23 protein-coding genes and 1 pseudogene are annotated in these 24,188 nt (G+C 69.6%); 19 read left to right on the top strand and 5 right to left on the bottom strand.

The window, feature by feature from the left end; all coding sequences use genetic code 11:
- Positions 1–667 (bottom strand): FGGY family carbohydrate kinase (locus tag NHG85_RS11470; protein WP_253332495.1); only part of this gene is annotated, 667 nt, incomplete at its 3' end.
- Between the two features lie 275 nt (positions 668–942).
- Here NHG85_RS11470 and NHG85_RS11465 point away from each other — a divergent pair.
- Genes NHG85_RS11465 through NHG85_RS11435 form a run of 7 tightly spaced genes read left to right on the top strand, consistent with a single transcriptional unit; the run spans position 943 to position 8,432 of the window.
- A complete protein-coding gene (locus tag NHG85_RS11465; protein WP_253332499.1) occupies positions 943–3,828 on the top strand; it encodes a monovalent cation/H+ antiporter subunit A in 2,886 nt (961 codons plus the stop codon).
- Position 3,829: 1 nt separating this feature from the next.
- Positions 3,830–4,204: a Na+/H+ antiporter subunit C gene (locus NHG85_RS11460; RefSeq protein ID WP_253332493.1), complete on the top strand. Its 375-nt coding sequence runs from the start codon at positions 3,830–3,832 to the stop codon at positions 4,202–4,204.
- A complete protein-coding gene (locus tag NHG85_RS11455; RefSeq protein WP_253332491.1) occupies positions 4,201–5,853 on the top strand; it encodes a monovalent cation/H+ antiporter subunit D in 1,653 nt (550 codons plus the stop codon). The genes NHG85_RS11460 and NHG85_RS11455 overlap by 4 nt, the downstream gene beginning before the upstream one ends.
- Position 5,854: 1 nt before the next feature.
- Positions 5,855–6,358 (top strand): Na+/H+ antiporter subunit E, encoded by a 504-nt coding sequence (locus NHG85_RS11450; RefSeq protein WP_253332489.1) that lies wholly within the window; start codon positions 5,855–5,857, stop codon positions 6,356–6,358.
- On the top strand, positions 6,355–6,624 hold the full coding sequence (locus tag NHG85_RS11445) for a K+/H+ antiporter subunit F (protein WP_253332488.1): 270 nt from the start codon (positions 6,355–6,357) through the stop codon (positions 6,622–6,624). The genes NHG85_RS11450 and NHG85_RS11445 overlap by 4 nt, the downstream gene beginning before the upstream one ends.
- On the top strand, positions 6,621–6,980 hold the full coding sequence (locus tag NHG85_RS11440; protein WP_253332487.1) for a Na+/H+ antiporter subunit G: 360 nt from the start codon (positions 6,621–6,623) through the stop codon (positions 6,978–6,980). The genes NHG85_RS11445 and NHG85_RS11440 overlap by 4 nt, the downstream gene beginning before the upstream one ends.
- A gap of 33 nt (positions 6,981–7,013) precedes the next feature.
- Entirely contained in the window at positions 7,014–8,432 is a 1,419-nt protein-coding gene (locus tag NHG85_RS11435; protein ID WP_253332485.1) for an alkaline phosphatase D family protein, read from the top strand.
- On the opposite strand, the gene NHG85_RS11430 is transcribed toward NHG85_RS11435, so the two are convergent.
- Positions 8,429–9,091 carry an ATP-binding protein gene (locus NHG85_RS11430; protein ID WP_253332484.1) on the bottom strand — a complete coding sequence of 221 codons (663 nt, stop codon included), beginning with the start codon at positions 9,089–9,091 and terminating at the stop codon, positions 8,429–8,431. The two genes, NHG85_RS11435 and NHG85_RS11430, sit on opposite strands and share 4 nt — an antisense overlap.
- Between NHG85_RS11430 and NHG85_RS11425 the strand changes: the two genes are divergently transcribed.
- On the top strand, positions 9,060–11,285 hold the full coding sequence (locus NHG85_RS11425) for a transglycosylase domain-containing protein (RefSeq protein ID WP_370363013.1): 2,226 nt from the start codon (positions 9,060–9,062) through the stop codon (positions 11,283–11,285). The genes NHG85_RS11430 and NHG85_RS11425 overlap by 32 nt on opposite strands.
- 6 nt (positions 11,286–11,291) lie before the next feature.
- On the opposite strand, the gene NHG85_RS11420 is transcribed toward NHG85_RS11425, so the two are convergent.
- Positions 11,292–11,942, bottom strand: a complete 651-nt coding sequence (locus tag NHG85_RS11420) for a hypothetical protein (protein ID WP_253332483.1) — start codon at positions 11,940–11,942, stop codon at positions 11,292–11,294.
- Positions 11,943–12,122: 180 nt separating this feature from the next.
- On the opposite strand from NHG85_RS11420, the gene NHG85_RS11415 reads away from it, so the two are divergent.
- From NHG85_RS11415 to NHG85_RS11390, 6 genes are all read left to right on the top strand, one after another.
- Positions 12,123–13,862: a type I secretion system permease/ATPase gene (locus NHG85_RS11415; protein ID WP_253332482.1), complete on the top strand. Its 1,740-nt coding sequence runs from the start codon at positions 12,123–12,125 to the stop codon at positions 13,860–13,862.
- Positions 13,862–15,181 (top strand): HlyD family type I secretion periplasmic adaptor subunit, encoded by a 1,320-nt coding sequence (locus NHG85_RS11410; RefSeq protein WP_253332481.1) that lies wholly within the window; start codon positions 13,862–13,864, stop codon positions 15,179–15,181. The genes NHG85_RS11415 and NHG85_RS11410 overlap by 1 nt, the downstream gene beginning before the upstream one ends.
- 72 nt (positions 15,182–15,253) lie before the next feature.
- A complete protein-coding gene (locus tag NHG85_RS11405; protein WP_253332479.1) occupies positions 15,254–15,724 on the top strand; it encodes a RidA family protein in 471 nt (156 codons plus the stop codon).
- Positions 15,721–16,497 (top strand): glycerophosphodiester phosphodiesterase family protein, encoded by a 777-nt coding sequence (locus NHG85_RS11400; protein WP_253332478.1) that lies wholly within the window; start codon positions 15,721–15,723, stop codon positions 16,495–16,497. Before NHG85_RS11405 ends, NHG85_RS11400 begins: the two co-directional genes overlap by 4 nt.
- Before the next feature lie 31 nt (positions 16,498–16,528).
- The gene (locus tag NHG85_RS11395) at positions 16,529–17,734 is read left to right on the top strand and encodes a GNAT family N-acetyltransferase (RefSeq protein ID WP_253332477.1); all 1,206 of its coding nucleotides are present in this window, start codon (positions 16,529–16,531) and stop codon (positions 17,732–17,734) included.
- Positions 17,731–18,018 (top strand): 4a-hydroxytetrahydrobiopterin dehydratase, encoded by a 288-nt coding sequence (locus NHG85_RS11390; protein WP_253332476.1) that lies wholly within the window; start codon positions 17,731–17,733, stop codon positions 18,016–18,018. The genes NHG85_RS11395 and NHG85_RS11390 overlap by 4 nt, the downstream gene beginning before the upstream one ends.
- A 121-nt stretch (positions 18,019–18,139) precedes the next feature.
- On the opposite strand, the gene NHG85_RS11385 is transcribed toward NHG85_RS11390, so the two are convergent.
- Positions 18,140–18,628: a peroxiredoxin gene (locus NHG85_RS11385; protein ID WP_253332475.1), complete on the bottom strand. Its 489-nt coding sequence runs from the start codon at positions 18,626–18,628 to the stop codon at positions 18,140–18,142.
- 88 nt (positions 18,629–18,716) lie between these two features.
- Between NHG85_RS11385 and NHG85_RS11380 the strand changes: the two genes are divergently transcribed.
- Both NHG85_RS11380 and rsmD read left to right on the top strand, forming a co-directional pair.
- On the top strand, positions 18,717–19,928 hold the full coding sequence (locus tag NHG85_RS11380) for an NAD(P)/FAD-dependent oxidoreductase (RefSeq protein WP_253332473.1): 1,212 nt from the start codon (positions 18,717–18,719) through the stop codon (positions 19,926–19,928).
- On the top strand, positions 19,925–20,485 hold the full coding sequence (gene rsmD, locus NHG85_RS11375) for a 16S rRNA (guanine(966)-N(2))-methyltransferase RsmD (protein ID WP_253332471.1): 561 nt from the start codon (positions 19,925–19,927) through the stop codon (positions 20,483–20,485). The genes NHG85_RS11380 and rsmD overlap by 4 nt, the downstream gene beginning before the upstream one ends.
- 3 nt (positions 20,486–20,488) lie before the next feature.
- On the opposite strand, the gene map is transcribed toward rsmD, so the two are convergent.
- Positions 20,489–21,322: a type I methionyl aminopeptidase gene (map, locus tag NHG85_RS11370; protein WP_253332469.1), complete on the bottom strand. Its 834-nt coding sequence runs from the start codon at positions 21,320–21,322 to the stop codon at positions 20,489–20,491.
- Between the two features lie 116 nt (positions 21,323–21,438).
- Here map and NHG85_RS11365 point away from each other — a divergent pair, with 116 nt between their 5' ends.
- The 3 genes and pseudogenes from NHG85_RS11365 to NHG85_RS11355 form a co-directional block, all read left to right on the top strand.
- Positions 21,439–22,179, top strand: a complete 741-nt coding sequence (locus tag NHG85_RS11365; RefSeq protein ID WP_253332467.1) for a competence/damage-inducible protein A — start codon at positions 21,439–21,441, stop codon at positions 22,177–22,179.
- Positions 22,176–22,862, top strand: coding sequence for a GNAT family N-acetyltransferase (locus NHG85_RS11360; protein ID WP_253332465.1), 687 nt, complete (start codon positions 22,176–22,178; stop codon positions 22,860–22,862). Before NHG85_RS11365 ends, NHG85_RS11360 begins: the two co-directional genes overlap by 4 nt.
- Positions 22,859–24,188, top strand: a pseudogene (locus tag NHG85_RS11355) (hypothetical protein); the annotation flags it as partial. The gene NHG85_RS11360 and the pseudogene NHG85_RS11355, both read left to right, overlap by 4 nt.

Raw genomic sequence — 24,188 nt, 5'->3', positions numbered from 1 at the left:
GCCCCCAGCGCGCCGCAAGCTCGGCGCGCAGCGTGCCGGCCTGTGCGCTGCCCTCGACGAGGCGGGGCATCTGGTCACGGCGCATTCCGCCCGCGTCGAGCAGCTTCTCGGACCAGTCGCGCGCGCCCACGTCGAGCCAGGAGGTCCCGGCGCTGTCGGACATGTCGGCGACATGCTCGCCGGTCAGGTACAGGTTGAGATAGGCGGCGGGCAGGAGCACCTTGGCCATGCGCGCGTGGTTTTCCGGCTCATGCGCCCGCAGCCATTCGAGCTTGGGCGCGGTGAAGCCCGGAAACACGATGTTGCCCGACAGCGCGCGCACACCCTCGATGGCATCGAGCCGGGCGGCCTCCTCATGCGCGCGGCTGTCGTTCCACAGGATGCAGGGGCGGATCACCCGATCGCTTGCATCGAGCAGCGTCGCGCCATGCATGTGCCCGGCGACGCCGATGCCCGCGAGCTGCGCGAAGGCGGGATGCGCCTGGCGCAGCTCCTCGACCGCGCCGTCGAGCGCGGCGATCCAGTCCGCCGGGTCCTGCTCGCTCCAGCCCGGATGGGGATGCGCCGCCGCATAGGCGCGCTCGGCAGAGCCGATCGGCTGGCCCGCCTCGTCGACGAGAAGCGCGCGCAGCCCGGAGGTGCCGAGGTCGATGCCGAGATAGCTCATGATGTTGTGTCCCCGTTCTGAATTTTGCCCAAGCCATATCCCGTGCGGCGGGCGGCTGCCAACCGCGGCGGAGCATGAGGGGCGGCGATTCGATGCCCCGCCCCCTTGAAGGGGGCCATCGCGCGGGTCGCGACCCTCGCTCGGGCCCGGCTCGTGCGGTCGGCGCGCGCAGAGTTTGGCCAAAGGCCCTGTGCGGCAGAATGAAGCACCCCGGCATGAACGAAATTTCCGAGCATGTCTGGTCGCCGCCCTCCGTCTCCGCGATAGTGCGCGCCATGTCGCTTTTCATCATCGTCCTCCTCCCGTTCCTCGGCGCGCTGCTGCCCGGCCTGATGATCCGGGCCGGCCGGCAAGCCTGCTTCACCGCCACCTTCCTCGTGACGGCCACCGCCGCGATCGGGCTGCTCACGCATCTGCCCGCCGTGCTGCGCGGCGAGACGATCTCCGCCCGGCTCGACTGGATGCCGGGGCTGGGGCTCAACGTGAACCTGTTCCTCGACCCATTAGGCTTCATGTTCGCGGGGCTGATCCTCGGGATCGGCCTTTTGATCATCGCCTATGCGCGCCATTACCTGTCGCGCGACGACAACATGGGCGAGTTCTTCAGCTATCTATTGCTGTTCCAGGGCGCGATGGTGGGCATCGTCCTGTCGGACAACATCCTGCTTTTGCTGATCTTCTGGGAGCTGACCTCGCTCGCCTCCTTCCTGCTGATCGGTTTTTGGAAGCATCTGCCCGAGGGGCGCCAAGGCGCGCGCATGGCGCTCACCGTGACGGGCATGGGCGGGCTGGCGCTGATCGGCGGCATGCTGATGCTCGGGAGCATCGTCGGCAGCTACGACCTCAGCGTGATCCTGGAGAACCGCGACGTGGTTCAGGCTTCGCCGCTCTATGTCCCGGCGCTGCTGCTGATCCTGCTGGGCTGCTTCACCAAATCGGCGCAGTTCCCGTTCCACTTCTGGCTACCGCACGCCATGGCCGCGCCCACCCCGGTTTCGGCCTATCTGCATTCGGCGACGATGGTGAAGGCGGGGCTGTTTTTGATGGCGCGGCTCTGGCCGGTGCTGTCGGGCACGCCCGAATGGGTGGTGATCGTCTCCTCGGCGGGGCTCATCACCATGGTGCTCGGCGCCTTCATCGCGATCTTCAAGCACGACCTGAAGGCGCTCCTCGCCTTCTCGACCGTCTCGCATCTGGGCCTGATCACCTTCCTTCTGGGCACCGGCACCGGCTTTGGTGCGATGGCGGCGGTGTTTCACATCCTCAATCACGCCAGCTTCAAGGCCGCGCTTTTCATGAGCGCGGGCATCGTCGATCACGAGGCGCATACACGCGACATGCGGCGTCTGGGCGGGCTGCGCAAGCTGATGCCCGTGACCTTCGTCATCATGCTGCTGGCCGGCCTGTCGATGGCGGGCATCCCGCTCCTGAACGGCTTCATCTCCAAGGAGATGATGCTCGAAGAGGCCACCCACACCACGCTGTTCGGCTCGCCCCTGCTGGTCACGGTGGTCGCGACGGTCGGCGCGCTGTTCTCGGCGGCCTATTCCTTCCGGCTGATCGCGCATAGCTTCTTCGGGCCCGAGCGCGACGATTATCCGGCGCATCCGCACGACCCCAATCTCGGCATGTGGCTGCCGCCCGCTTTGCTGATCATCCCGGTGGTGGTGATCGGCCTGTTCCCGGCGCTGGCCGAGCCCTTCGTCAAGCTCGTCACCGGCGCGGTGATCGGCGGCGCGGTCGAGATGCCCGACGCGCATCTCAAGATCTGGCACGGGCTGAACCTGCCGCTCGCCATGTCGGCTCTCGCCGTGGTTGGCGGCATGGTGCTGCTGGCGCTCTTCGCCCCGCTGTCGCGGATCTGGGAGGCGGCCCCCCGCCCCGAGGCCAAGCGCATCTTCGACCGGCTGATCGCGGCCAGCGCCGGCACGGCGCGGGGTCTGACCCTGCGGCTGCATGACGGCGCATTCACCCGCTATGCCGCGATCTTCGTCGTGACCGTGGTGGGCCTAGGCGCGCATGCCTGGTTCACCGGCACCACCGGCGCCGAGATCTCGCGGCCGCTGCTGCCCGTCACCCCGATCGCCATCGCCGCCTGGACCATGCTGATCGCGGCCACCGGGTTTCTGGTGGCGGTGCATCGCAACCGGCTCGCCGTGCTGATGCTGATGGGCATCATCGGCCTGATGGTCTCCGTCGGCTTCAACCATTTCTCCGCCCCCGATCTCGCGCTCACGCAGATCTCGGTCGAGGTGGTGACGATCATCCTGCTGCTTCTGGCGCTCAACTTCCTGCCCAACCGCACGCCGAACGAATCCGGTGCGGCGCGGCGCATCCGCGACGCGGTCATCGCCGGGGCGGGCGGGCTTGCCGCGGCGGGGCTGATCTGGACCATCCTGTCGACCGAGGTTCCGATCGCGCCGATCTCGGACTATCACCTCGCCAATTCCTACAAGGGCGGCGGTGGCGACAACGTCGTCAACGTGATCCTCGTGGACTTCCGCGGCTTCGACACCTTCGGCGAGATCATCGTGCTCGGCATCGCCGCCCTCGTCATCTACGCGCTGACCGAGACGCTGCTTTCGGGGCCGGTGCGCCGCCGCCTGCTCAACCGCGGGCACGAGGAGCAACGCGCGGGCGACGCGCATCCGCTGATGATGGTGGTGCTGACGCGGGTGATGATGCCGCTGATCCTCATGGTCGGCGTCTACATCTTCCTGCGTGGGCACAATTCGCCCGGCGGCGGCTTCGTCGCGGGGCTCGTCGTCGCCATCGCGGTGGTGACGCAATACATGGCGAGCGGTTTCGCCTGGGCGGCGCGGCGCCAGCGCTACCCCTACCACGGCATCATCGGCGCGGGCGTCTTCGTCGCCGGTCTCACCGGCATTGGCGCCTGGTTCGTGGGCCAGCCCTTCCTGACCTCGGCCTTCGGCTATTTCCGCATTCCACCGATGGAGGAATTCGAACTGGCCACCGCCATGGGCTTCGACCTGGGCGTGTTCCTCGCCGTGGTCGGCGCGGTGATGCTGTCGCTCGAAAGTTTCTCGCGTCTGGGCTACAGGGCGGGGACGGAAACCTCCGATCACGCCATGGACATCGACCCCTCGCGCGATGCGGAGCTCACGCCGGACGATGCGGGCGCACAAGGCAAGGTTATCTGAGATGGAACTCCTGATCGCATCCGCCGTCGGCGTCCTGACCGCCGCCGGCATCTACCTGGTGCTGCGCCTGCGCACCTTTCCGGTCATCATCGGCACCTCGCTCCTGAGCTATGCCGTCAACGTCTTCCTCTTCGCCTCGGGGCGGCTGGCGCTCGATGCGCCGCCGGTGCTGCGCGACGGGGCGGAGCGCTACACCGACCCGCTGCCGCAGGCGCTGGTGCTGACCGCGATCGTGATTTCCTTCGGCATGACCGCCGTCGTCGTGATCATCGCGCTGGGCAGCTGGCTGTCCTCGGATGACGATCTCGTCGATCGCCCTGCCCTCCCGGACGGTGACGGCCACAGCCCCTCCCTGTCCGAAGGAGACGCGCGATGAGCCATTGGTTGATAACCCCCGTGGTGCTGCCGGCGATGCTGGCGGCGATCCTCGTGCTGATGGTGCGCGAGCACATCGTGGTGCAGCGCGCGTTGTCCATGGCCGGCACGCTGGCGCTCACCGCCATCGCCATCGGCCTGTTCTGGCAGGCCTCCGACGGCACGATCACGCTTTACCAGCTCGGCAACTGGCCCGCGCCCTTCGGCATCGTTCTGGTGGCCGACCGGCTTTCAACGCTGATGGTGCTGCTGACGACGCTGATGGCCCCTTTGGTGCTGCTTTATTCCATGGGCTCGGGCTGGGACGCGCGGGGGCGGCATTTCCACCCGCTGTTCCAGTTCCAGCTGATGGGCATCCTCGGCGCCTTCCTGACCGGCGACGCCTTCAACCTCTTCGTCTTCTTCGAGGTGCTGCTGATCGCCTCCTACGGGCTGATGATCCATGCGGGCGGGCGCGCCCGGCTGCGGGCAGGCACGCAATACGTGCTATACAACCTGCTCGGCTCGACGCTCTTCCTCTTTGCCCTCGGCACGATCTACGCCAAGACCGGCACGCTCAACATGGCCGACCTCGCGCTGCGCGTGGCCGAGCTCGATCCGGGCGCGAGCGCGGGCATCCGCGTCGCCGCCGTGCTGCTGCTTTTGGTCTTCGCGATCAAGGCGGCGCTGCTGCCGCTGCATTTCTGGCTGCCCGACAGCTATGCCGAGGCCCCCGCCCCCGTGGCCGCCCTCTTCGCGATCATGACCAAGGTCGGCGCCTACGGCATCATCCGCATCTACACGCTCGTTTTCCCGCCCGATCTCGAGATCACCCAGGGCCTGTTCGACACCTGGCTTCTGCCCGCGGCGCTGCTGACGCTGGCGATGGGCATGATCGGCGTTCTGGGCGCGGCGCGCATCGACAGGCTGGTGGCCTTCTCGGTGATCGGCTCGATGGGGCTCCTGCTCAGCGCGGTGGCGGTCTTCACCCCCGACGGCATCGCCGCGGCGCTCTACTATGCGATCCACTCGACCTTTGCCACGGCGGCGCTGTTTTTGCTCGTCGACCAGATCAAGAGCCGCCGCGGCAATGCCGGGCCGCTGCTCGTGCATGGACCGCCGATCGCGGGCGGCGCGCTGGTGGCGGGGATGTTCTTCGTCGCGGCCATCGCCATGATCGGCCTGCCGCCGCTCTCGGGTTTCCTCGGCAAGCTGCTGATCCTCGACGCCGCCACCGCGAGCCCGCTGGTCTGGTGGGTCTGGGCGGTGGTGCTCTTGGGCTCGCTCGTCGCATTGGTCGGCTTTTCGCGCGCGGGCTCGCTGATCTTCTGGAAGGCACATCAGCACGGACCCGACGGCCCCGTGGACTGCGAAACCGCGCCCGAGGTCGAGGACACCACCGCCCAACCCGAGACGACCCAAGGCCCGCTTTCGCCCCGGCCGGTGCTGCCGATGATCGCCATCGGCGGTCTGATCGCCCTGCTGATCGCGCTCACCGTCGCGGCGGGGCCGGTCAACCGGATGCTGGCGGCGACCGCGGCACAGCTCTTTTCGCCCGCGCCCTATGTCGAGCTGGTGCTGAACACGCCGGGCAAGAAGATCAAGGCGGATCCGCATGCCGGCGAGGATGATCACGGCGCGGCTGCGGACGAAACCGGGGAGGACCACTGAGATGTCGAGGCGACTGACCCGGAAACTCCTGCCCCACCCCATGCTCTCGACGCTGCTGGTGGTGGTCTGGTGCCTGCTGATCAACGATCTGACCCTCGGCACGGTGGTCTTCGGCGCGATCCTCGGGATCCTGATCCCGATCTCCACCGCCGCCTACTGGCCCGACCGGCCCAAGATCACGCGGCCCCTGCGGCTCGTCTCCTATGCGATGATCGTGATCTGGGACATCATCGTGGCCAATGTGCAGGTGGCGATGATCGTGCTGTTCAAGCCCAACGCCGACATGTCCCCCAACTGGGTGCTGATCCCGCTGGATCTGCGCACGCCCGAGGCGATCACCCTGCTGGCGGGCACCATCACCCTCACCCCCGGCACCGTCAGCACCGACCTGTCGTCCGACGGGCGCGCGCTGCTGGTCCACGCGCTCGACGCACCCGACCCGGACGCGGTGCGCGACGAGATCAAAACCCGCTACGAGCGGCGGCTGAAGGAGATCTTCGAATGATCGACACCGTCCTTTACGGCGCCCTGGGCGCGGTCGGGCTGGCACAGCTGCTGGCCATGGCGCGGCTGGTGCGCGGGCCGCATACCGGCGACCGCATCCTCGCGCTCGACACCATGGTGATCAACGCCATCGGCCTGATCATCCTGCTCGGGATGCTCTGGGGCACGCAGATCTACTTCGAAAGCGCGCTGATCTTCGCCATGCTCGGCTTTGTCTCGACCGTGGCGCTGGCCCGCTTCGTGTTGCGCGGGGACATCATCGAATGACCGACATCCTGTTCCTGACCGAGATCCTCGTCGCCGCGCTGCTCGTCATCGGCGCGGTCTTCACGCTGATCGGCTCCTACGGGCTGTTGAAGCTCGACCAGCCGATGAAGCGGCTGCACGCGCCGACCAAGGCCTCGACGCTGGGCGTGGGCTCGCTGCTTCTGGCCTCGATGATCCATGGCTTCACCTCCGGCGAGGCTTCGCTGCACGAGCTTCTGGTGATGGCCTTTCTCTTCGCCACCGCGCCGATCTCTGGAAATTTCATTGCCAAGGTGCATCTGCATCGTCAGCGAGGTGGCAAGGAGCTGCCCGCGCCGCCCTCCGAAGAGCGTTGGGCGACCTATTCGGAACAATGACGCCTCCGGCCCCGCCGGGGCTGGGAGCACGACGTGACCGAAACACCGGATGACCGCCATGTCGGGCCGATCCTGCATCTGCGCGGGCATGGCGCGGCCGGGCTGAGCCTCGCCGCCATCGTGATCCGCCCCGAGGGCGCGCCCTGCGGTCCGCTTCATGCGGGCGGCACCATGCACGAGCCCCGCGCCATCGCCACGCTCGAGGGGCTGACGGTCTGGCGCTTTGATTTCAAGCTGCAGACCGCCGATCGCGGCTATGGCTTCGAGAGCGAAAGCTACCCCGTCGAGACCGATCTCGCGGCCGATCTGCGCCTCGCCTTCCTGTCGTGCAACGGCGAGGAGATCGGCGACATGGACCGCGACCCCGCCGAGCGGGATGCGATGTGGGCGAGGATGCGGGCCGAGCACGAAACGCGGCCTTTCGCGGTGCTGATCCAGGGCGGCGATCAAATCTATGCCGACGAGGTCACGCAAGGCCATCCGCTCAGCGACGGCTGGCCCGACGACATCCCGCAGGACGCCGCACAGGCCGATCTCGACGATCTGGCCCGCCATCTGCGCGCGGGTTTCGTGCGGCGCTACATGCGCGGCCTCGCCTCGCCCGCCATGGGCGGTCTCATGGCCCGCGTACCGACGCTGGCGGTCTGGGACGATCACGACATCTGCGACGGCTGGGGCTCCTTGCCCGAAGCCGCGACCGACAGCGCGGTGGGGCGCAGGCTTTTCGACGTGGCGCGCGAGATGTACCTGCTGTTCCAGCATGGCGCGGTCGAGACCGACATCCCCGAGATCTTCGCCGACCCATCTGGCGCGCAACTTGGTTGGCAGCGTGCCTTGCCGGGCCTGACGCTCACCACGCCCGACCTGCGCTCCGAGCGCCGCCGCAGGCGGGTCATGGGAGAGGCGGGCTGGCGCCTGCTGGAGAGCCCCTCGCCCGAACCCGCGCAGACCTTCGTCGTCTCCTCCGTGCCGCTTCTGGGTCCGCGGCTGTCGCTGGTCGAGGCGGTGATGTGGCTCTGGCCCGGCATGCAGAAATACGAGGACGATCTGCGCGACCAGTGGCAGAGCCGGGCGCATAGGTCCGATTGGCGCCGGGCGCTGCGCGCGGTGCTGCGCTTGCGCGCGCGCGGCCCCGTCACGGTGCTCTCGGGCGAGATCCACCTCGCCACCCGCGCCGAGATGGTGGCAGAGCCGGGCCCGGTGCACCAGCTGGTGGCCTCCGGCATCTCGCACCGCGCGCCGCCCGGCGGCTATGCGCGCGGTCTGGGATGGCTCGGCAGCCTCGGCGAGGGGCCGCTCGACGGGCATCCGATCCGCATCCTGCCGCCGCCGGGCCTGCATCGCCGCTACGTGGCCGAGCGCAATTTCCTGGTGCTGGAGCGCAACGCCGGCGCATGGGCCGCCGTGTGGCACCTCGAGGAGACCGGCCCGACCCCGCCCCTGCCGCTCTAGCCCAGCGGCAGCGTCACGCGGGCTTCGAGACCGCCGCTCTCGCGGTTCGACAGTTCGATCTCCCCGCCATGGGCGCGCAGGATCGTCCGGGTGATCGACAGGCCAAGTCCGGCGCCGCCGGTGTCCTGGCTGCGGCTCTGCTCGCCGCGCACGAAGGGTTCGAACATGCCCTCCAGCCGGGCCGCCTCGATTCCGGGGCCGTCATCGAGGATGCGCACCACCGCCATTTCCCCCTCCTGCGTCAGCTGCACCCGGGCGCTGCCGCCATAACGGATCGCGTTGTCGATGAGATTGCCGAAAGCGCGTGACAGCGCGACGGGGCGGCCACGCACGGGCGGGGCCGATCCGCCCTCGCACACCGCGCCGCGCTCATCGCACAGCCGCGCCAGCAGGGGGGCGAGATCAACCTCCGCCACCGGTTCGGCCTCATGCCCCGACCGCGCGAAGGAGACGAGCCCCTCGGCCATCACCGCCATCTCGTCGAGCGTGCGGATCATCGGCTCGCCCTCCGCTTCGTCGAGCATTTCCGCGCGGATGCGCAAGCTGGTGATCGGCGTGCGCAGGTCGTGGCCCACGGCGGCGAGGGTGCGCAGCCGTTCGGCCTCGAACTGCGCGATCCGCGCCTGCATGTCGTTGAAGGCCCGGGCCGCCGCGCGCATTTCCCGCGCGCCGGTTTCGGGCACCCGCAGGCTGCGGTCGCCCCGCCCCGCGCCGCGCGGGCCGCTGGGCTTTGCCGCGGCGATGGTCCGCGGGCTGATGCGCTTTGTGCTGCGCGTGGTCTGGGGCGTCGGCTGGCGCGTCGCTATGGTGCTGGCGCTCGTGATCGGGCTCGGCGTCGCCTATTACGCGGCGCAGCTTCCGGCGGTCACCGATCTGGTCGACGGGCGCGCGCGCGGCTCGGTGACGCTGCTTGACCGCGACGGCGCGACCTTTGCCTGGCGCGGCGACCAGTTCGGCGGCATGGTCACCGCCGACACCATCTCGCCGCATCTGCGCAATGCCGTGGTGGCGACCGAGGATCGCCGCTTCTGGTGGCACCCGGGCGTCGATCCTCAGGGCGTCGCCAGCGCCATACGCATCAACCTCTCCGAAGGCCGGGGCCCGCTCTCGGGCAACGGCGGCTCGACCATCACCCAGCAGACCGCGAAACTGCTGTGCCTGGGCAAGCCGTTTGACCCGGAGGTCTGGAAGAACGAAACCGAATACGAGGCCGACTGCCGCCGCACCACACTGTGGCGCAAGGTACAGGAAGCCGTCTACGCGATGGCGATGGAGGCGCGCTACACCAAGGAGGAGATCCTGACGATCTACCTCAACCGCGCCTATCTCGGCGCCGGCACGCGCGGCTTCGAGGCCGCCTCGCAGCGCTATTTCGGCAAGCCCGCGGGCCAGGTGAACCCGGCCGAGGCGGCAATGCTGGCGGGGCTTCTGAAGGCACCGACCACCTATGCGCCGACCAACAACCTCGCCCGCAGCCAGGACCGCGCCCGGGTCATCGTCGGGCTGATGGAGCAGCAGGGCTACCTCTCGGCCCCCGAGGCGCAGGACGCGCGCGCCAACCCCGCCACGCTCTCGGCCACGGCTCAGCAGGACCAAGGCGGCTATTTCGCCGATTGGGTCATGGACACGGGGCCCGAGTTCTTCACCCGCGACACCACCGAGGACGTGGTGATCCGCACCACCCTCGACCCGCGCATCCAGACCGCCGCCGAGACCGCGCTCTTGCGCGTGTTCGAGGAGCGGGTCTCCCCCGGTTCCGAGGCGCAGGCCGCGATCGTGGTGATGAGCGCCGACGGCGCGGTGCGCGCCATGGTCGGCGGGCGCAACGTGACCGCCTCGGGCGCCTTCAACCGCGCCACCCAGGCGCTGCGCCAGACCGGTTCGGCCTTCAAGCCCTTCATCTATGCCGCGGCACTCGATCTCGGCATGCAGCCCTTCGACCTCGTCGACGACAGCCCGCTGACCATGAACATCCCGGGCTCCGGCCCCTGGTCGCCCGAGAACTACGACCGCAGGTATGACGGCATGGTCACCCTGACCGAAGCGCTGGCCGAAAGCCGCAACATCCCGGCAGTGAAGATCTCCGAGCAGGCCGGGCGCGAGAACGTGCGCACCGTGGCCTCGATGTTCGGCATCGACAGCGATCTCGCCGCCGGCCCGGCGCTGGCGCTGGGCGTGTCGGAAAGCACGCTCCTGGAGATGACCGGCGCCTATGCGGGCATCCTCAACGGCGGCTCCTCGGTGACGCCATATGGCCTCGTCGAACTGCGGCTCAAGGGCGACGACACGCCGCTCATGGGCACGGGCGGTGGCATCGGCGAGCGGGTGATCACCCGGGATGCCGCCGAAAAGCTCACCTGGATGATGAGCCGGGTGGTGGCCGAGGGCACCGGCGGGCGGGCGCAGATTGACGGCTGGGAGGTGGCGGGCAAGACCGGCACCACGCAAGGCGCGCGCGACGCATGGTTCGTGGGCTTCGCGGGCGATTACGTGGCCGGGGTCTGGATGGGCTATGACGACAACCGTCCCTTGTCGGGCGTGACGGGCGGCGGGCTGCCCGCCACGATCTGGCGCGAGACCATGGTGCGCGTGCTCGAAGGCCAACCGGTCAAGCCGCTGCCGATGCGGGTGCCCGAACCGGCGCCGGCCGACACCATCGCCGGGGCCGCGTCGCAAGACGTCTCGCCGTCGCGCGGGCAGGCCAGCGATCCCGAGACCGACCGGCTGCTGCGCGAAATGCTCGGCGCGCCGCAGGGCACCGCGCCTGCGCCAACCCAAGCCCCGGCGCAGCGGGACCGCGAGGGGCTCATCCTCGACGTGCTCACCAACATCCTCGGCGGGGCGGGCAACTAGCGCCGGTCAGCCGGCCTCGTCGGGGATCTCGACCTGCGCGGCGGTGCCGCCGCGCGCCTCGCCCGATCCATCATCCGGGGCCGCCGGCGCATCGCCCGCCCCCTCCGGGGCGGCGGGCAATGCCACCGAGGGCAGAACGACCCGCGGCAGGACCACCGAAGGCAGCACGATCCGCGGCGGCGGCAGCCCGTCCGTGCCGGGCGCATCCGCAGCATTCGTGGCGGCCAGCGCATCGGCCTCCTGCGTGGCGGGCGGCGCTTCGGTGACTTCCGCGGCGGAGGGGGTGGCGCTCTCTTCCGCGACGACGGGCGCGTCGCAGCTGGCATAGCGGAAGGCATAGCCGTTCCACAGCATGATCAGCCCCTCGTCCTGCGCCGCCTTCATCAGCAACGCCCGTTCCGTCCAGCGCGTGTCCCCGGCGGTGCATTCCATGGTGTAGAGCGTGGCGTCCATGTCGACGACATCCACGGGCCGCGTCATCTGGCAGGCGCTGCCGATTCCCTCGAACAGCCCGTCGCGAATACGCAGCGCTCCGCCCTCGACGCCGATTTCGGCGCAGTCGGCCTCGCCGTTGCTGCGATACAGGCCGTCATAGGGGGTCGCGGCCCCCGGCGCGGCCATCAGGACCAGCCCCATGGCCAGCCATGTCGGATTCATGTTTCGCAAAGTCATGCGCTGCAAGTTAGCGGTGGGGCGCGCAAGGTCCAGAACCACACCGGCACAATCACGCCTCAGCCGTGGTGGGACGCTACCCACCAAGGCGCCTTTGCTCTAAGCAGGAGCCAGGCAGCCGCGTTCGAGCCGCGCGGTCCGGCCGGGATGCGAATGGGGAATGACATGACAAGAGACGCGGCCTACCTTGGCACCGAAGAACTCCGCGAAGCCCGGGCCCAGAGCCGCTGGCTCTACTGGGCCGTCGCCGTTTTCAGCCTGGTCGTCAACCTTCTGATGCTGACCGGGCCGCTCTACATGATGAACGTCTACGACCGGGTGCTGGGCTCGCGCTCGATCGCGACGCTGGTGGCGCTGTCGGTGCTGGTGGTCTTTCTCTATTCGATGATGGGGCTTCTGGACATGGTGCGCGGCCGGGTGATGAACCGGGTCGCGGCTCGGTTCCAGGCCCAGCTCGACCAGCGGGTCTTTTCCGCGGCCCTGCGCGCCAGCTCGGGCCAGAAGGCCCGGGCCGAGGCCGCGACCGGCCAGCGCGACCTCGAATCGGTGCAGCGGCTGATCGCCTCGCCGGTGCTGATGGCCGGGTTCGACCTGCCCTTCGCGCCGGTCTTCTTCTTCGGCATCTTCCTGTTTCATCCGATTCTGGGCCTCCTCGCCATCGGCGGGGCGGTGATCCTGATCATCATGGCGCTGGCCAACCAGCTGATGACCCGCAAGCAGCTCGAGGAGGCCAACGCCACGACCTTCCAGTCCGAGCAGCTCGGCACCCAGATCCGGCATGATTCGGACATGGTGCAGGCGCTGGGCATGCGCGGTGCGGCTTTCGGGCGCTGGAACGAGGCGCGCGCGCGCTCGCTCACCGCCTCGATCGGCGCGACCGACACCGGCGGCGGCTTCTCCGCGGTGATCAAGGCGTTCCGGCTGATGCTGCAATCGGGCATGCTGGGCCTTGGCGCCTATCTCGTGCTGCAGGGCCAGATGACGCCCGGCGCGATGATCGCGGGCTCGATCCTGCTGGGCCGGGCGCTGGCGCCGGTCGAGATGATCGTGAACCAGTGGCCCTCGGTCCAGCGCGCCCGCGAGGGCTGGCGCCGGTTGGCCGTACTTCTGGGAGAGATCCGCCCCGAGGAGCAGCGCACGGTCCTGCCCCGCCCCAAGGCGCGGCTGGCCTGCGAACAGGTCACCGTGCTGCCGCCCGGCGAGAACCAGGCCGCGCTGCGGATGATGAGCTTTCAGGTCGAGCCCGGCCAAGCGGTCGGCGTGATCGGCCCCTCGGGCGCCGGCAAGTCGACGCTGGCCCGGGCGTTGACCGGTCTGTGGCGCCCCGCCGCCGGCAAGATCCGCCTCGATGGCGCGAGCCTCGATCAATACGATCCCGACGTGCTGGGCAGCTATATCGGCTACCTGCCCCAGCAGGTCACGCTGTTTGACGGCACCATCAAGGACAACATCGCCCGCATGTCACTCACCCCCGACGATGCCGAGGTGGTGCGCGCCGCCCGCGCCGCCGCCGCCCATGAGATGATCCTGAAGCTGCCCGAGGGCTACGACACCCGCGTCTCCTCCAAGGGCGGGCGGTTGTCGGGCGGCCAGATCCAGAGGATCGGCCTGGCTCGCGCGCTTTACGGCGATCCGGTGGTGCTGGTGCTCGACGAGCCCAACTCCAACCTCGACAATTCCGGCTCCACCGCCCTCAACCAGGCGATTCGCGACGCCAAGGCGAACAAGAAATGCGTGCTGATCATGGCCCACCGCCCCGCCGCCATCGCCGAATGTGACCATATCCTCATGATCGAGAACGGCGGGCGGCGGGCCTTCGGCCCCAAGGAGGAGGTGCTGCGCGAAACGGTGCAGAACCACCGCGAGATCTCGGCCTCCGGCTCCTCGGGCGGGGGGGTCTCGTGATGCGTCCGCCCGTCTCTCCCTCCGATGCGCCCAGCCTGTGGTCCGCCGCAAAGCCGCTGATCGCCGGGTTTCTCGGCCTCGCGGTGCTGCTGGGCGGCTTTGGCACCTGGGCGGCGGTGAGCCAGATCTCCGGCGCCGTGGTGGCCTCCGGCCGGATCGAGGTCGACCGCAACCGGCAGGTCGTCCAGCACCCCGATGGCGGCGTCGTTTCCGAGATCCTCGTCGACGAGGGCGACACGGTCGAGGCCGACCAGCTCCTGATCCGGCTCGACCCCGAGCAGCTGCGCTCCGAGCTGGCGGTGGTCGAGGGACAGCTTCTCGAGGTGCTGTCCCGCCGCGCCCGGCTCGAGGCCGAGCGCGACGATTCCGACAGTCTCACCTTCGATGCGCTGCTGCTGGAGACCGAAAACCCGATCGCGTCCGAGCTGATGGAGGGCCAAAGGCGCCTGCAGGCGGCCCGGCTCGAGAGCGAGGACCGCCAGCGCGAGCAGCTCACCCGCCAGCGCGAGCAGATCAGCGACCAGATCCTCGGGATCGAATCGCAGGAGGAGGCCATCGCGAACCAGCTGCAGCTCATCGAGGGCGAACTGGCCAACCAGCAGTCCCTGCTCGACCGCGGCCTTGCGCAGGCGACGCGGGTGCTGACGCTGCAGCGCGAGCAGGCCAACCTGCTCGGACGCCAGGGCGAGCTGAAGGCCTCCAAGGCCCAGGCCGGCGGCCGCATCGCCGAGATCGAGATCGAGATCCTCAAGCTCGCCTCGACCCGGCGGCAGGAGGCGATCACCCAGCTGCGCGACCTGCAGTTCAACGAGATCGAGCTGTCGAACCGGCGCCGGGCGCTTCTGACCCAGCTCGACCGGCTCGACATCCGCGCGCCCGTGGGCGGCATCGTCTACGGGCTGACCGTCTTCACCCCCCGCTCGGTGATCCGCTCCGCCGAGCCGGTGCTCTACATCGTGCCGCAGGACCGGCCACTTGTGATCGCCACACAGGTGCAGCCGACCGACATCGACCAGCTGCATCTCGGCCAGGAGGTGGTGCTGCGCCTGCCCGCCTTCGACCAGCGCCGCACGCCCGAGCTGACCGGCGAGGTGGTGCAGATCTCGGCCGATGCCTTCCAGGACGAGCAGCAGCCGATCTCCTACTACCGCACGGAGATCCGGCTGTCGGAGGGCGAGATCGACAAGCTGCCCGAGGACATGACCCTGATCCCCGGCATGCCGGTCGAGGCCTATATCCGCACCTCCGATCGCACGCCGCTGGCCTATCTCGTCAAGCCGCTGGCCGATTACTTCGCCCGCGCCTTCCGGGAAGGCTGAGGCCCCGCAGGCGTTGTCCCCCCGTCCGGCGCAGGATAGCTTGCGCCGGAACACTCACGAGGGAACGACACCATGATCGATGCGGCAGGGATCAACGACAAGCTGACGGAAATGGGACTCGCGCTGCCGGAGGCGCCCAAGCCGGCGGCCAATTACGAACCCTTCGTCATCCATGACGGGCTGCTCTACGTCTCGGGCCAGATCTCGGCCGGAGCGGAGGGGCTGATCACCGGCCGCCTGGGCGAGGACATGACCACCGAGGCGGGGGCCAAGGCCGCGCAGGCCTGCGCCCTGAGCCTTCTGGCGCAGGCCCGCGCCGCCTGCGACGGCGATCTGGGCCGCATCGCGCGGCTGGTGAAGCTGACCGGCTTCGTCGCCTCCACACCCGGGTTCACCGAGCAGCCCAAGGTGATCAACGGCGCCTCCGACCTGATGGTCGCGCTTCTGGGCGAGGCCGGGCGGCACGCGCGCTCGGCGGTGGGGGTGGCCGCGCTGCCACTGGGCGTCGCGGTCGAGATCGAAGCCGTCTTCGCGCTCGCATGAACCGCCCCTCTCCCGAACTGCCCGCCGCCTTTCTCGACCGCCCCATCGCGCATCGCGGCTTTCACGGGGCAGGGCGGCCCGAGAATTCGGCCTCGGCGGTGCGCGCCGCCGTCGAGGCGGGCTACGGCATCGAGATCGACCTGCGCGCCTCGCATGACGGCGAGGCGATGGTGTTCCATGATGCGAGCCTCGAGCGGCTGACCACCGCCCGCGGCCTCGTGTCGAGCCAGACCGCCGAGGCGCTCGGCGCGATCTCTCTCATCGGCAGCGCCGACACCATCCCGAGCTTGGGCGAGGTGCTCGATCTCGTGGCGGGCCGCGCGCCGCTGCTGCTCGAGATCAAGGATCATGACTACACCCTCGGCCCCAATGTCGGCGTGACCGAGGCCGCCGTTGCGCGGGCGCTCGAAGACTACGCCGGGCCGGTGGCGGTAATGTCGTTCAACCCGCATTCGATCTCGGAGATGGCCCGCCTCGCCCCCGATCTGCCGCGCGGGCTGATCACCTGCGGCTTCGAGCCGGAGGAGTGGCCCGAGCTGTCGCCGCGCGTGGCCGCGCGGCTGCGCGAGATCCCCGATTACGACAATCTCGGCGCGGGCTTCATCAGCCACGAGGCGAATGATCTCGATCGGCCCCGCGTCGCCGAGCTTCGGGCGCAGGGCGCGAAGCTGCTGTGCTGGACCATCCGCTCGCCCGAGGAGGAGGAGGCCGCGCGACGCATTGCCGACAACGTGACCTTCGAAGGCTACCTTCCGGGGCCCGCCCCCGCTTGACCCCGGCCCGCGGGGGGCCAACTCTGCGGCCATGAGCCAGACAGACACGGACCCCGCGGCGGTGGTCGAGATCACCGCCCATGCCAGCCTGCGCGACATCCCCGCCCCGGACTGGGACGGCTGCGCCTGCCCCGAGGCGATGGGCGGTGGCCGCCCGGCTGATCCCTTCACCACGCATCGCTTTCTTTCGGCGCTGGAAGACAGCGGCTCGGTCGGACCCGGCACCGGCTGGCAGCCGCATTATCTCGCTGCCCGGCGGGACGGCGAGCTGATCGCCTGCGCGCCGCTCTATGCCAAGGGGCACAGCCAGGGCGAATATGTCTTCGATCACGCCTGGGCCGATGCCTACGAGCGCGCGGGCGGGCAGTATTACCCCAAGTTGCAGCTGGCCGTGCCCTTCACCCCGGTCACCGGGCGGCGGTTCCTTACCAGGCCGGGCCACGAGGGCGACGGCATGGCGGCGCTGGTGCAGGGCGCGGTGCAGCTTGCCGCGAACAACGGCATCTCCTCGCTGCACGCCACCTTCTGCAGCCCCGCCGAGGCCGAGGCGGGCGAGGAGATGGGGCTGATGCGGCGCATGGGTCAGCAGTTTCACTGGATCGACGAGGGCTATGGCACCTTCGACGGCTTTCTCGGCGCGCTTTCCTCGCGCAAGCGCAAGACCATCCGCAAGGAGCGCGCGGGCGCGCGGGCCTCGGGGCTGGTGATCGAGCATCTGACCGGCGACGCCATCAGGCCGCATCACTGGGACGCGGTCTGGGCCTTCTACCAGGACACCGGGCGGCGCAAATGGGGCTCGCCCTATCTCACCCGCGCCTTCTTCGAGATCGCGCATGAGACGCTGCGCGACGACATGCTGCTGATCCTCGCGCGCGATGGCGACCGGCCCGTGGCGGGGGCCCTGAACCTCATTGGCCGCGACACGCTTTACGGCCGCTACTGGGGCGCGCTCGAACACCACCCCTTTTTGCATTTCGAGCTGTGCTACTATCAGGCCATCGACTGGGCGCTGGCGCATGGCCTCACCCGCGTCGAGGCGGGCGCGCAGGGCGAGCACAAGCTGGCGCGCGGCTACCTGCCGGTGCCAACGCAGTCGCTCCACTGGATCGCGGATGCGGGCTTCCGCGACGCGGTGGCGCGCTATCTCGAGGCCGAGCGCGCGGCGGTGGACGAGGAGATCGAGGTGTTGACGGGATATGGCCCGTTCCGGCGCACCCGCATGGAGGACCAGGAATGACCGAGACGCTCGACGCAGCGGCGCGCACCACCCTCAAGGCAGCGGGATGGGAGGCGGAGCCCGATCGCGACGCCGTCACCAAGACCTTCCGCTTCTCGAGCTTCGTCGAAGCCTTCGGCTTCATGACACGCTGCGCGATCTGGGCCGAGAAATTGAATCACCACCCCGAATGGTCCAACAGCTACCGCAGCGTGACCGTCACGCTGACATCGCATGACGCCAAGGGGCTGACGACGCGCGACGCGGCCCTCGCGGCAAGGATGGACAAGCTGGCAGAGAGCTGACGAATACCGGGCTGTGGCCGGGCATTTCGCGCCGCCCCACCGAAGGAGCGGGCTGACAGGGCGGGCCATGCGTATTTGAAGAAAGATGAAAGGGGGCCGCGCGCCCCCTTTGCCGTTCGGCTCAGAGCGCCGCAACCATGCTTTCGCCGCCCGAAATGTCGCAGGTGCCGGTGTTCTCCTCCGGGTGCCAAAGCTTCACCACCCCGTCTTCGGCCATCAGAGCGTAGCGCCTGCTGCGGCGGATGAAGCCGCGATCGGGGTTCGAGAACTCCATGCCGATGGCGGAGGTGAAGTCGCAGGCCGCATCGGCCAGCATGACGATGCCCGCCGCCGTGGCCCCCGTCGTCTCGCCCCAGGCCCGCATCACGAAGGGGTCGTTGACCGAGAGGCAGATCACCTCCTCCACGCCCTTGTCGCGCAAGGGGCCCATCGCGCGGATGAAGCTCGGCACATGCGCGGTCGAACAGGTGCCGGTATAGGCGCCCGGCAGGCCGAAAATCACCACGCGGCGGCCCTTGAGCAGCTCGCCCAGTGCGACCTTTTCCGGCCCATCGGCCCCCATCCGCAGCAGATCCGCCTCCGGCAGCCTGTCTCCAACTGTGATCGTCATGCCGTGCGGCCCTTTCTCGATTGCGGTCGATGGCTGGGGATATAGTCTGCCGCCCGCAGCCGGGCCACTGAAACCAAGGGAGACGCACATGTCCCATTTCGTCGTGATCGGGGCCGGACAGGCCGGATCGTCGCTTGTGGCCAAGCTTCGCGCCGAAGGGTTCGACGGGCGCATCACCCTCGTCGGCGCCGAAACCGCCCCGCCCTACCAGCGCCCGCCGCTCTCCAAGGCCTACCTGCTCGGAGAGATGGAGAAGGCCCGCCTCTTTCTGCGCCCCGAGGCGTGGTACGCCGAGCATGACATCGAATTGCGACTCGGGGTGACGGCCAGCGCGCTTGATGCGGGCGCAAGGACCGTCACGCTCTCGGACGGCGAAACCCTGAGCTACGACCGGCTCGCCTTGTGCACGGGCGCGCATCCGCGCCGCCTGCCCGCCGCGATCGGCGGCGATCTGGCGGGCGTTTTCACCATGCGCGATCTTGCGGACGCAGACACCCTTGCGCCCGAGATGGTCGAAGGCCGCCGCCTGCTGGTGGTCGGCGGCGGCTACATCGGGCTGGAGGCTGCGGCGGTGGCCGCCAAGCGCGGGCTGACGGTCACGGTGGTCGAACAGGCCGAGCGCATCCTGCAGCGTGTCGCCGCCCCCGAGACCTCGGCCTATTTCCGCGACCTGCACCAAAGCCACGGCGTCGAGATCCGCGAGGGCGTGGGGCTGGAGCGGCTGTTGGGCGAAGAGCGCGTCACGGGTGCGCGGCTCACGGACGGCAGCGAGCTCACGGCCGATTTCGCCATCGTCGGGGTCGGCGTGGCGCCAGGCACGGGGCTGGCCGAACCGGCGGGGCTCGCGCTCGACAATGGCATACGCTGCGACATCCACTGCCGCACATCGGACGAGCACATCTGGGCCGCGGGCGATTGCGCCTCGCTGCTGTGGGCCGACATGCGCATCCGGCTGGAGAGCGTCGGCAACGCCATCGACATGGCCGAGAACGCCGCGCTCAACATGCTGGGGCGCGGCGTCGAATACCGCCCCCGCCCGTGGTTCTGGTCGGACCAGTTCGACACCAAGCTGCAGATCGCAGGGCTGAACGCGAGCTGGGACGCGGTGCATGTCCGACCGGGCGAGACGCCCGCGCAGGCCTCGCACTGGTATTACCGGGGCGATAAGCTCATCGCCGTGGACGCGATGAACGACAGCCGCGCCTACATGGTCGGCAAGCGGCTGATCGAGGCGGGCCGCTCGCCCGACCCCGCCCGTGCCACTGATCCGGCCACCGATCTCAAGGCGCTTCTGAAATGAGGATCATCGCGGGAGAGTATCGCGGCCTGGCGCTGGCCGCCGTGGGCAAGGGCGACGTGAGCGCGCATCTGCGCCCGACCGCCGACCGGGTGCGCGAGAGCCTGTTCAACGCGTTGATGGGCGGGCGCTACGGCGATCCGATCAGCGGGGCTCGCGTGCTCGATCTTTTCGCCGGCACCGGCGCGCTGGGGCTCGAGGCGCTGTCGCGCGGCGCGTCCCATGTCACCTTCGTCGATGACGGGCGCGTGGCCGGACGGCTCATCCGCGAGAACGTGGCCAAGCTGCGCGCCGCGGACAGCACCACGCATCTCAAATGCGACGCGACCCGCCTGCCCGCCTGCGACGCGCCGGCAAGCCTCGTCTTTCTCGATCCGCCCTATGGCAAGGGGCTGGGCGCGCGGGCATTGGCCTGCGCCCTCGCACAGGGCTGGATCGCGCCCGGCGCGCTGATCGTCTGGGAGGAAAGCGCGCCGCAGCCCACGCCCGAGGGGTTCTCCCCGCTCGATACGCGGCGCTACGGCGATACCCATGTCACGCTCATGGAGCGCGACGGCTAGGCCTCAGATGTCCCAGGTGGGGTGGAAGCGGTCGGCCGGCGACAGGGTGAAGATCTCGTTGCCCTGCGCGGTGATGCCGATCGTGTGCTCGAACTGCGCCGAGAGCGACTTGTCGCGGGTGACGGCGGTCCAGTCATCGCCCAGCACCTTGGTCTCGGGACGGCCGAGGTTCACCATCGGCTCGATGGTGAAGAACATGCCTTCCTCCAGCACCGGGCCGGTGCCGGGGCGGCCGTAATGCAGCACGTTGGGGGGCGCGTGGAACACCTTACCGATGCCATGGCCGCAGAAATCGCGCACCACCGACATGCGGTTTTCCTCGACGAAGCTCTGGATCGCATGGCCGATGTCGCCGAAGGTGTTGCCCGGCCGCGCGACCTCGATCCCCTTCATCAGCGCGTCATGCGTCACCTGGATCAGCCGCTCGGCCTTGCGCGGCAGCTTGCCGGCCACGTACATCCGGCTGGTGTCGCCGTAGAAGCCATCGACGATCACGGTGACGTCGACATTGAGGATGTCGCCGTCCTTCAGCTTCTTGTCGCCGGGAATCCCGTGGCAGACCACGTGGTTGACCGAGATGCAGCTGGCGTGCTGGTAGCCCTTGTAGCCGATCGTGGCGCTCTTGGCATTGGCCTGCTCGATCAGGTCGGTGATGACCCGGTCGATCTCGGAAGTGCGCTGGCCCACGACGACATGCTCGGCGATGTCGTCGAGAATCGTGGCGGCAAGGCGCCCGGCGCGGTTCATGCCCGCGAAATCCGCGAGATCGTGGATGCGGATGCCATCACGGGTCAGGCGGCCCTTGCGGTCGTCGGCGGCGGTCTCGTCCAAAGTCATCACCTCTATCCCTTTCGACCTGAAATAGGGCCTGTGCCGCGGGGAATCCACCCGCCCGCGTGGAAATGACCGGCCTGCCGGCCTATACCTTGAAACAGCCAACCGGAGCCCGCCCCATGACCGAACGGACGACCGCGCCCAACCCGACCGCCGCCATGCTCGTCATCGGCGACGAGATCCTCTCGGGCCGCACCCGCGACAGCAACATGCACCATCTGGCCCGCGAGCTGACGCTGCGCGGCATCGAGCTGCGCGAAAGCCGGGTCGTCTCGGACGATCACGAGGCCATCATCGGCGCGGTGCGGGCGCTGTCGGCGGCGCATGACCATGTCTTCACCTCGGGCGGCATCGGGCCGACGCATGACGACATCACCGCCGAGGCCGTGGCCGAGGCGATGGGCGCGCCGATCGGCATCCGCGACGATGCGCGCGGGATCCTCGCCGCACATTACGCGGCGCGCGGCGTCGAGCTGAACGCGGCGCGGCTGCGCATGGCGCGCATCCCCGAGGGCGCCGAGCTGATCGACAACCCGGTCAGCGCCGCGCCGGGCTTTTCCTTGCGCAACGTGCACGTCATGGCGGGCGTGCCGCGCATCTTCGAGGCGATGCTGGCGGGGCTCTTGCCGAAGATCCCCGGCGGGCGACCGGTGCTGTCGCAATCCTTTCGCATCGAACGCGGCGAGGGCGACGTGGCCGAGCCGCTCGCGGATCTGGCCAAGGCGCATCCGACGCTCGCCATCGGCTCCTACCCGTTTTCCGAGAACGGCGTCACCGGCACCAACATCGTGATCCGCGGCGCAGACGGCGCCGAGATCGAGGCGGCGCTGGTGGCGCTGTCGGAGCAGTTCCCCGCGTGAGCCCCGAAGCGGGCTTCGCCGCGCTCGCCGCAACATGGCCCGCCGCCGCGACGCGCGATCTGGGCCCTGTCCGGCTGCGGATCGGGGCGGGCGGCGGCGCCCGGGTTTCGGCGGCGACGCTGGAGGGGCCGTTCGACCAGGACGACATCGCCGCCGCCGAAGCCGCGATGCGCGGCGAAGGGCGCGCGCCTCTGTTCATGGTCCGCACCGGCGAGGCCGCGCTCGACGCCACGCTTGATGCGCGCGGCTACGCGGTGAAGGATCCGACGGTAATCCTCGCCGCGCGGCTCGCCGCGCTCGATGCGATCCCCGCGCAAGCGCACTGGCCACCCGGCGCGGCGCAGCGCGCGCTCTGGGCCGAGGGCGGCATCGGAGCCGCAAGGATCGCGGTGATGGAGCGCGCCGGGGGACCGAAGGCCGTGCTGCACCACCCCGGCGGCTGCGCCTTCGTGGCCCGCCACGGCGAGATCGCCATGCTGCACGCGCTGGAGGTCACTCCCGCCGCGCGCCGCCGTGGCACGGGACGGGCGCTGATGGCGATGGCGGCGGGCTGGGCGCATGAGCAAGACTGCGCATGGCTCGCCCTTGCCGTGACCCGCGCCAATGCCCCGGCCCGCGCGCTCTATGCAAAGCTGGGCTACGAGGAGACCGCCGCCTATCACTACAGGAGCGCACCGGCATGATCCGCGTGGCGGCGCTGGCGCTGCTCTGGCCCGGCATGGCCATGGCGCTTGAGCTGCCGCTGCCCGAAGGAGCCGTGCTCACGGCCGAAAGGCGGGCCGAGGCGGCGGAGCACGCCCTGCCCACCGGCCCCGCGCGGGATGCCCCGCCCCCGGTGGAGACGATCGGTGGCGGGGTCGAGACGCGCGCTTGGCGCATCCCCGCCCCCGTGCCGCCGCCCGCCGGGCTGGTCGCGCCGATTCGCGCGGCCTTGGAGACGGCGGGGTTCGAGATCCTGCTCGACTGCGCAGACAGGGCCTGCGGCGGATACGAGTTCCGCTATGGCATCGAGGTTCTGCCCCCGCCGGAAATGCATGTCGATCTGGGCGCGTTCCGCTATCTTTCGGCCCGGCGCGATGGCCCCGACGGCCTGTCGGCGGTCGGGGTCCTCGCAAGCCGGGCCGCGCAGACCGGGCATCTGCAGATGACGATCGTCACGCCTCGGGATGCGCCCGAGATCGCACCGCAGGCAAGTGCGCCGACTGCGGCGAGCGGCTTCGCCGCAGCGCTCGATCGCGACGGCCACGCCGTGCTGGACGGGATCAGCTTCGCGCCCGGCGCGGCGGTGCTGGGCGAAGCGCCCTCAGCCCCTCTTACGGCGCTGGCGGGCTGGCTTGCCGCGAGCCCGTCGCGGCGGCTGGTGCTCGTGGGGCATACCGACATGACCGGCGCGCTCGACATCCTGCTGCTCGACCCCGAGGGCCACGAGATCGCGGGCGCGGGCAACGCCCTTCGCCGCAGCGATGCGGGCACGCCGTGGTTCGAGCGGGCGATGGACGGGGCGCTCGGCGTGGCGCATCTGTCAAGCCGCCGCTACGGACGGCGCGTGTTTCTCTTCGCCGCGCCGATCTTCTCGCCGGATGGCCCCGTGGCGGGGGTGGTGCTGGTCGTCACCGATGTGGAGGCGATCGAGGCGGGCTGGCGCGGCGACAGGCCGGCGCTGTTCTTCACCGACGAGACGGGGCGGGTCTTTGTCTCCAACCGATCCGAGCTGGTCGGCCGGACCGATCTGGGCCGCGTCTCGCGCAGCTTCAGCATGGGGCACGAGATCTGGCGCCTGGCGGCGGGGCCCTACCTGCCCGAGCGTGGCCTGCACCTGTCGCAGCCGCTTCCCGTCATCGGGTTGACCGGCGAGGCGCTGCTCGACACCGCGACGGCGCGGCGCATCGCGCTGTTGCAGGCCGCCGCCGCCGCGGCGCTCTGCCTCGCCTTCGGGGCGCTTTTGTTCCTCGCCACGATCAGGCGGCGCACGCTGGCGCGGGCCAACGCCCGGCTCGAGGAGCGCGTGG

This window comes from Limimaricola litoreus (assembly GCF_024159025.1).
GTDB classification, from domain to species: domain Bacteria; phylum Pseudomonadota; class Alphaproteobacteria; order Rhodobacterales; family Rhodobacteraceae; genus Limimaricola; species Limimaricola litoreus.
The sequence above is the reverse complement of the archived record's forward strand: the minus strand, read 5'-3'. Positions and strand labels throughout refer to the sequence as shown.